This is a genomic window from Gelidibacter algens (genome assembly GCF_001678675.1).
In the GTDB taxonomy this organism is placed as follows: Bacteria; Bacteroidota; Bacteroidia; order Flavobacteriales; family Flavobacteriaceae; genus Gelidibacter; species Gelidibacter algens.
In genome coordinates, this window is record NZ_LZRN01000074.1 from 1 (window position 1) to 9,030 (window position 9,030).

7 protein-coding genes and 1 riboswitch are annotated in these 9,030 nt (G+C 38.8%); all 7 genes read right to left on the reverse strand.

Going from position 1 to position 9,030, the window contains the following annotated elements:
* Window positions 1-100: 100 nt before the first annotated feature.
* Complete coding sequence (cysD, locus tag A9996_RS18430; RefSeq protein WP_066438787.1) at window positions 101-1,006, reverse strand: sulfate adenylyltransferase subunit CysD; 906 nt, start codon at window positions 1,004-1,006, stop codon at window positions 101-103.
* Between the two features lie 116 nt (window positions 1,007-1,122).
* The gene (locus A9996_RS18435) at window positions 1,123-1,737 is read right to left on the reverse strand and encodes a phosphoadenosine phosphosulfate reductase domain-containing protein (protein WP_066438799.1); all 615 of its coding nucleotides are present in this window, start codon (window positions 1,735-1,737) and stop codon (window positions 1,123-1,125) included.
* Window positions 1,737-2,006 carry a DUF2061 domain-containing protein gene (locus A9996_RS18440; RefSeq protein ID WP_066438789.1) on the reverse strand — a complete coding sequence of 90 codons (270 nt, stop codon included), beginning with the start codon at window positions 2,004-2,006 and terminating at the stop codon, window positions 1,737-1,739. The genes A9996_RS18435 and A9996_RS18440 overlap by 1 nt, the downstream gene beginning before the upstream one ends.
* A gap of 126 nt (window positions 2,007-2,132) precedes the next feature.
* Window positions 2,133-2,543, reverse strand: coding sequence for an RrF2 family transcriptional regulator (locus A9996_RS18445; RefSeq protein ID WP_066438794.1), 411 nt, complete (start codon window positions 2,541-2,543; stop codon window positions 2,133-2,135).
* A gap of 18 nt (window positions 2,544-2,561) precedes the next feature.
* On the reverse strand, window positions 2,562-3,734 hold the full coding sequence (locus A9996_RS18450) for a trans-sulfuration enzyme family protein (RefSeq protein ID WP_066438801.1): 1,173 nt from the start codon (window positions 3,732-3,734) through the stop codon (window positions 2,562-2,564).
* 82 nt (window positions 3,735-3,816) lie between these two features.
* Complete coding sequence (thrA, locus tag A9996_RS18455) at window positions 3,817-7,212, reverse strand: bifunctional aspartate kinase/homoserine dehydrogenase I (RefSeq protein ID WP_066438797.1); 3,396 nt, start codon at window positions 7,210-7,212, stop codon at window positions 3,817-3,819.
* A 69-nt stretch (window positions 7,213-7,281) separates the two neighbouring features.
* On the reverse strand, window positions 7,282-8,574 hold the full coding sequence (locus A9996_RS18460) for an O-acetylhomoserine aminocarboxypropyltransferase/cysteine synthase family protein (RefSeq protein WP_066438804.1): 1,293 nt from the start codon (window positions 8,572-8,574) through the stop codon (window positions 7,282-7,284).
* A gap of 118 nt (window positions 8,575-8,692) precedes the next feature.
* Window positions 8,693-8,815: riboswitch (SAM riboswitch) on the reverse strand.
* Window positions 8,816-9,030 lie beyond the last annotated feature (215 nt).

Below are 9,030 nucleotides of genomic sequence, written 5' to 3' on the forward strand. Positions count from 1 at the left end.
TATTTATTTTTCTGAACCAGCCCTGTTCTTGAAATCCTGCTCGATAATCATATTTTTTTTTACCGCAAACTTGCTAATTCCCCCTTCGGGGTTAGGGGCCTTAAAAATACCCTTGTTGTTTGCGTTTTTCCATGGCGGCTTCTGAGCGCTTATCGTCAATTCGTGCACCACGTTCTGAAATGGTCGACTCTCTAATTTCTTGAACCACAGCAGCAATATCGGCAGCTTCAGAAAGTACTGCGGCCGTACAACTCATATCACCAACAGTTCTAAATCTCACCACGCGTTCCTCAACAAGTTCATCTTCGTCTCTGTAAACCACCTCATCATCTGAAGACCAAATCAATCCGTCTCTTAAAAAAGTGGCTCTGGTATGCGCGAAATAAATGGAAGGGATTTCAATATTTTCCCTTTCGATATAAGACCAAACGTCTAATTCTGTCCAGTTAGAAATTGGAAAAACCCGTACATTTTGTCCCAAATGGATCTGTCCGTTCAACATATCGAACAATTCTGGACGTTGGTTTTTTTCATCCCATTGTCCAAAATCATCTCTGACCGAAAAGATGCGTTCCTTGGCTCTTGCTTTTTCTTCGTCCCTTCTGGCACCACCTATACAGGCATCGAATTTAAATTCTTCAATAGCATCTAAAAGTGTGGTGGTTTGAAGACTGTTTCTGCTGGCGTATTTGCCCGATTCTTCTTTTACCTTTCCTTCGTTAATGGAGTCTTGGACATTCCGAACGATTAATTCAAGACCTAACTCTTCAACCAATCTATCTCTAAATTCAATAGTTTCCGGAAAGTTGTGTCCTGTATCAATATGCATCAATGGAAATGGTATTTTTGCAGGATAAAAGGCCTTTTGCGCCAATCTTACCAAAGTGATGGAATCCTTTCCGCCAGAAAACAGCAACACAGGTTTTTCAAATTGTGCAGCCACTTCCCTAATAATGTAGATAGCTTCGTTTTCTAGTGGATTTATTTTTGAGGTGTCTTTCTTCATGGTTTGCCCCCTAGCCCCCGAAGGGGGAACTCTTACTCGGGTAAATTTTGGTTGTTAATAATAAAATTCTTTACTCTTTACTGTGACTCTGACTGCGAATGCGACTGTAAACTGTTTTAAGCATGTAACCCACACTCCCTATTTTCCAAGGCTTTTGTTGGATCGAAATATTTAAATTCATTTGGAAGGTTGTTTTCGATTAAATAGGTATCAAGATCTTCATCTGTCCAATGATAAAAAGGACTCACTTTCAAAATACCATCAGCACCTTGTGAGACAATATCAATACTATCTCTAAAAGCCGTTTGCCCTTTGCGCAAATTTGTAAACCATGCATCCGGTTGGTGAGCTGCCATAGCTCTTTTGAACGGCTCCAACTTTACCTGTTCTGTGAAAACTTTATGTTTAGGATCATCCACATGAGGAATTCCCAAAACGACATTGCGATGCGCCGTAGTTTGTTTTGGCACATATAAGTGTATATTCAAATTCAATTGTTCGATAACTGTTTCAGCATGCTTATAAGTTTGTGGCGTATTATAGCCTGTATCGCACCAAATGACTTTAATGTCTTTTTTAACCTTAGCCACGGCATGTAATATGGCCGCTTCATAAGGTCTGAAATTGGTGGTAACTACTGGATTTTCAGAAACTGAAACTGTCCAAAGAATGACTTCTAAAGGTGTCTTTTTGCGTAAATCTTTATTGATTTGTTCTAAATTAAAGCTCATTATTTTCCCCATTTTATAGTGTTCCAAGCACGTTCGTGAAAAAAGTATAACGCCATTTTTGAGACCAACTCTATGGCACCAATTGAGAACGCTAGTGCCAGGGTCCCGGTGATTACATAAGAGATGACCACTGTGGCAAGCGTGCCAACAACACGCCAACTGATTGTTTTCAACAATGTCCTTTTTATATTTTCTTTAGGCTCTGCCGCTGTTCTAACGCTAACCTCGCTTAGTTCATTGGTTGTATTTAATTCTAAAACTGTATCCATTACAAAAATTATTTTATTATATATGTTATCCTATGGAATTAGTAGGATATTATGCAAACTTAAGTATTATTTTTTAACGGGGTTAACCGAATTCATTAAAAATAAAGGTTATTTTTTGCGAATTTGCTAATGGACCAAATCGGCCAAGGACGTTTCTCCATAAATTTTCAAGTTGCTATCACGTACCTGAATCATCAGGTGGTGCACAGAACATTCCGCTTCATCAGGGCAATCGTCGCACTTTTCGTAATAGTTTAAACTCACGCAAGATACCATGGCGATGGGTCCTTCCAAAACTCTCATGACAGTTGTCATTTTAATATCCTTTGGATCTTTGAGAAGATAGTAACCTCCACCTTTTCCTTTTTTAGACCCTAAAAGACCGCTTTTTCGAAGTGTTAATAAAATACTTTCCAAAAACTTAAGTGAAATAGTCTCACTTTTAGAAATTGTCGCAATCTGAACAGGAGTGTTTTGCTCTTGTTTCGCTAAGTAGGTCAGCGCCTTAATTCCGTATTTTGTCTTTTTTGAAAGCATCTAGCAAAGATACTTTTTTTACACATATTCTAATGCTTGTTTTAAATCGTTAATAATATCGTCAACATGTTCCAATCCTACTGAAATACGCACCAATCCATCTGATATGCCAACTTCCAACCGATCTTCTTCACTCAATTTACTATGGGTCGTGCTTGCCGGATGTGTTGCTATGGAACGTGTGTCTCCCAAATTAGCAGATAGTGATAACATTTTTAAATGGTTTAGAAACTGACGACCTGCTTCTATGCCTCCTTTCACCTCAAAAGCCACCACATTGCCCCCTTGCTTCATTTGCTTTTTAGCCAATTCATATTGTGGATGGGATTTCAAAAACGGGTATTTTACTAAAATAACCTCATCATGTGTTTCCAAAAATTCAGCCACTTTGAGTGCATTCTCACAATGTCTATCTACACGAACCCCTAGGGTTTCCAAACTTTTTGAAAGAATCCAGGCATTAAATGGCGACAATGCTGGTCCCGTGTTTCTTGAAAACAGATAGATTTCCCTCATTAGATCTGCCCTCCCTACTGTGGCACCGCCCAACACACGCCCTTGTCCGTCAATAAGTTTAGTAGCAGAATGAATCACCAAATCTGCGCCATAATTTATAGGGTTTTGCAAATAGGGTGTCGCAAAGCAATTGTCTATGATGAAAATCAGTTTATGCTTTTTGGCGATTTTTCCCAACAGTTCTAAATCCAAAATATCTACAGCGGGATTGGTCGGACTTTCGACATACAGTATCTTGGTGTTGGGTTGAATGAGATCTTCTATTTTATCAACATCCTCCACTTTAAAGTAACTGGTTTCTATATTCCATTTGGGAAGAAACTTTGTAAACAAGGTATGTGTAGAGCCAAAAATACTTCGTGCAGATACGATATGATCGCCTGCATTTAATAACGCTGCAAAGGTTGAAAACACCGCTGCCATTCCCGTTGCAAAGGCATAACCACTTTCAGCACCTTCAAGCTTACACATCTTATCAACAAATTCTGAAGTATTCGGGTTGGTGAATCGGCTGTAGATATTACGTTCCTTTTCTTCAGCGAAAGAAGCGCGCATATCTTCAGCGTCTTCAAAAATAAAGCTCGACGTTAAATGCAGCGGCGTTGAATGTTCTAAGAATTCTGAACGTTCCATTTGTGTTCTGATGGCATTGGTTTCGAATTTAGTATTGCTCATTTTGTTGTTGTTTTTTCGCCACGAATTCACGAATGCTTTTCGTTATGTGCGATTATAAAAACCTGAAAGGTCTTTAAATTGACTAATTAATATGTTTTGACAACCTTAAAATATCACCAAAAACACCTCTTGCCGTAACCTCCGCCCCTGCTCCTGCGCCTTGGATCACGATAGGATGCTCACCATAAGATTCTGTAAAAATCTCAAAAATAGCATCCGACCCCTTAAGATGGCCAAGCGTACTATCCAAAGGAATGGATACCAATTTGACCTCTAAAATTCCTTTGTCCTGTGACAAATCTCCTGATAAATCGCCAACATAACGCAAAACATGTCCTTCTTTTTGTTGGTCTTTTAGGGTTTGGAACTTATCATCCAACACTTCTAATTGTTCTAAAAATTGTGCTGTTGGAATCTCTCTATACGCTTCTGGTATAAGGTTTTCAACGGAAATGTCTGCAAACTCGTTGTGCAAATCGAGTTCTCTTGCCAAGATCAATAGTTTTCGCGCCACATCATTTCCTGAAAAATCCTCACGCGGATTAGGCTCTGTAAAACCTTTGTCTATTGTTTCTTGAACAATCGTGCTAAAAAGTTTATCCTGAACCGAAAAATTATTAAATAAATAACTCAAAGTTCCTGAAAAAACACCGCGAATTCGTGTGATATTCTCCCCAGATTCGTGTAATAATTTGATGGTGTCAATCAGGGGCAACCCTGCGCCAACTGTAGTCTCATATAAGTAACTCTTCTTATTATGATCTAAATTTTCTCTAAGCTTCGTATAGAAATCATGAGAAATGGTGTTTGCTATTTTATTGGATGACACCAAATCAAACCCCGCTTCTACCAAGGGTATATAATTGTGATAAAACTCAGAACTTGCGGTATTGTCCACAGCAATTAAATTCTCCAAATGGTGGGTTTCTGCAAAGTCAATGATGTCTTGAAGTGTATATCCATTTTCGGTGTTGTCTAAAGTGTTTTTCCAACTGGTATCAGCACCTTTTTTATTCAGAACTACTTTTTTTGAATTAGCAATCGCAAAAATATTCAAACTGATGCCTTTGCGTTTTTCAATGTCATTCTTTGATTTGAGTATTTGGTTGATCAATGCGCCACCAACGCCGCCGTGTCCAAAGATGGCAATGTTAATTTTTTTTGAAATTCCGAAGACTTCGCCATGGATAACATTTACAGCCTTATGGAGCTGGTTCTTTCTTACCACCAAACTCACATTTCTGCCAGTAACAGTATTGTTGAACAACAAAGGCCGAATGTGATTTTTTATTAAGGCATTAAATGGCTTGTGGAATGACCCCAACTCAATTCCGATTATGGAAATCACCGACACATCATCAATCACTTCAATTTTGTTAACATCTTGCGAATAAAAATCATTCTCAAACTCGCGTTCCAAGGCGATCACCGCTTGGGTTGCCTTATCAGCGTCAATCACTAATCCGATGCCACGCTCTGAAGAGCCTTGGGAGATGATGCTCACACTGATATTGTGTTGGCTTAGAGCCTTGAAAATTCTGGCATCAACGCCAACTTTCCCAAGCAATCCGCGTCCTTCTAAGTTTAACAAGGCCACATTATCCAAAACTGATAAGGAGGTCACTTCTTTAGAATTTGCCTTCGCCGAAATTAAAGTGCCTTCATCATCTGGATTGAAGGTATTTAAAATTCGGAGCTTGATGTTTTTTTCCAGTAGCGGGATGATGGTTTTTGCATGCAAAACTGTTGTTCCGAAATTGGCCAATTCATTAGCCTCGGCAAAAGACAGCTCTCTAATTTTTTGAGCATCTGCTACAAACTCTGGATTTGCTGTATAAATACCATTGACATGCGTGTAGTTTTGAAGTTCTTCGGCATCTAGATAATTTGCCAATAAAGAAGCCGAATAGTTACTGCCATTTCTGCCCAATAAAGTGATTTCATTTTTGGCGTTTGATCCAATAAAACCTGTGACCACATGGACTGTTGTGCCATTAAAATTTTTGAAATGCGCTAAGACATTTTCTCGAGATTGCTTTTGGTTGGGTTGTGAATTTAGATAATCGCCATCCGTTTTGATGAGCGTTACGGTATTTGTGGTATTTGCATTGATATTTTCCTTTTTCAATAAAGCAGTGATCAACTTGGCTGAAAGAATTTCTCCAGAGGCCAAAACTTCGGCTTTTATTTTATCGCTAAAATCCCCCAAAAGCTTGACGCCGTGAAATATATTTTCCAATGCTGAGAACTCCGCGGTAAAATCAACAGCTTCCGAAGGTTCTGATTGATAGGTTTTGAAGGCCTCAAACTCTGTTTGATAATCTTCTTTTCTAGAGGCTTTGGTCAAAATTATTTCCAAATCGTCAGTAGCATTGCCACGGGCTGAAACAACAACGGCAATTTTTTCTTGATCTTGTACCTTCTTCTTTATAATAGCAATGGTGCGCTCCAAACCTTCGCCATTCGCTAAAGATTTTCCCCCAAATTTTAATATTTTCATTTTTTTATGTGCTGTATTTGGTCTAAAAATGGGCTCTATGATTTTTTCCAATTGTTCAAATTCTATTAAAAAGGCGTCATGACCATGGTCTGAATTGATTTCACTGTAGGTCACATTCGGATGGATTAATGCCAACTGTTTTTGTGTTTCGCGATTTTCCTCTGCAGTAAAAAATAAATCAGAATCGACGCCAACAATTGTAATGTTTGAGTTGATGGTATTTAAAATATCAGCATTATCACCATTATTTTTGGTAACGTCAATAGTTCTAAGCAATTGATTCATTAATTTATACGCCGATAATTGGAAACGTTCCTGCAATTTATTGCCATGGTGCAGCAGCCAACTTTCGACATTAAAAATTTGCAAATCGTCATTCTTGCTGCGTTGAAAACGTTCTTTAAAAGATTTTGGCGTTCTGTAACACAACATGGCATGCATTCTTGCATCATGGACTGGGTTGCTGGAATTGACCAAAAACTGTTCTTGGATCTGGCAATTTGCGATGAGCCAATCAGTAGATTTCCAATCGGTTGCCACAGGGATTAAATGCGCTGCCAATTTTGGCGCTAAAAATGCCATCTCCCAAGCAATACCGCCACCTAAAGAACCTCCAATTAAAGCAAACAATTTATCAATTTTAAGTGCTTTCAAACCCTCCAGAAATAATTTGGCAATATCTCTAGCCACAAAATCCTTATAATTTTCGATTACAAAACCATCATAGCCGTTTCCAGGAATATTGAACGACAAAATAGTGTATACATTGGTATCAATCACTTGATCAGGACCAATAACGTCCAACCACCAGCCCCCTTCTCCCGCTACATTGCTATTGCCCGTCAAGGCATGATTGACCAACACAATTGGTGCTTCATGCAAGGGTTGACCAAAAACCTGATAGGACAATTTTATAGCAACCGTCTTACCGTTTTCAGTGGTATAATTTTCAATATCTAAAAAATTGAGTGGAATCATGAGAGACCTAATCTGTTCATTGAAAAAAGTAAGTCTGCATCTTAATGCAAACTTACTATTCAAATTATTTTAAACTTCTACACCTTTACTAATCAAAGCGAAAGCTTGTTTTAAATCGGCTTTTAAATCATCTATATGCTCCAGACCAACTGACAAGCGGATTAAATCTTTGGTGACACCTGTTGCTTCTTGAGCTTCATCAGGCAATTGTTGGTGCGTGGTACTTGCAGGATGGATAATGAGCGATTTGGTATCACCAATATTAGCCAACAAAGAAAACAAGCTGGTTTTATCTGCGATGGTCTTCGCCGCTTCATAGCCGCCAATGACACCAAAAGTAACCAGACCACTCTGGCCTTCTGGCAAATACTGATCTGCTAACGCTTTATATGGGCTACTGTCTAAACCAGGATAATTTACCCACGTCACTTCTTTTTGATCTTGTAACCATTTGGCCAATTCCAGCGCGCTTTTGCTGTGTTGTTTGATACGCAACTCCAAAGTTTCCAAACCTTGAATAATTTGAAATGCATTAAACGGGCTCAATGCTGAGCCATAATCACGAAGGCCTTCAATACGCACTTTCGCGATAAAGGACGCTTCTTTCAAAACATCTGTATAAACTAAACCGTGGTATCCCGCAGATGGCTCTGTAAACTCAGGAAATTTTCCGTTGGCCCAATCAAAAGTTCCAGCATCAATAATGGCACCTCCAAGAGCTGTTCCGTTACCATTCACATATTTTGTCAAGGAATGAATAACGATGTTGGCACCATGCTCAATAGGTCTCACCAAATAAGACGTGGCTACCGTATTGTCCACAATTAGCGGCACTTTGTGTGCTTTTGCCTGAGCGGAAATGGCTTTGATGTCCAGCACATCCAATTTCGGATTTCCTAGAGCCTCTATAAAAAATACACGTGTATGTTCTTGCACAGCTTCATTAAAATTTTCAGGATCTGACGGATCAACAAAAGTAGTGGTGATGCCATGTCTTGGTAAGGTTACGCTCAATAAGTTGTACGTACCGCCATACAAACTGCTAGAGGCGACAATGTGGTCTCCAGCTCTTAACAATGTGAGTAAAGTTGTCGCAATCGCCGCGGTTCCTGAGGCTGTTACCACGGCCGCAATTCCGCCATCAAGGGCAGCAAGACGCTGCTCTAAAATGTCGTTGGTAGGGTTGTTGATTCTGGTGTAAATGTTTCCAGGTTCAGCAAGTGCAAATAAGTTTGCAGCATGGTCAGAATCTTTGAAAACATACGCTGTAGATTGGTAAATTGGCACTGCTCTAGTACCACCATTGGATTGAACATCGTGTCCTGCGTGCAACGCTTGGGTTGCGAATTTTTGTGTACTCATTTTTCTAAATTTTTGAGTTAATAAATGAATTAAACCAAAAGCCAAATGCGTCATCACTGACGGACCAAATAGAAAAATGTTAAAAAGAAAATAATAATTACAGATGAGTAATTACGTTTAGTTATCTATCCAATTGTCTGATAAATGAATCAGCAATTAAGTAGAATTTAGCACCTTCACTATTGCTAGAGGGTTGCTAAGGCTTCGTCGGGTCTAATCCCTCCGCCTTTCTTGATAACACTTCAATAAGTTTTTGAACTTTGTGAGCACAAATATTGCAACACAAATTTCACAATTCCAAATTAATTCTTGTTTTTTTTATAAAAGGTCACTTCTATTTCACAAGAGAAGGAGCACTTTCCGCTTACGGACAGCGATTAATTCTTCAAACATGCATAATAAAATAAATCTACCCAACATTAATTTTAAATTGAAAAAAAATAAAAATAGATCCCA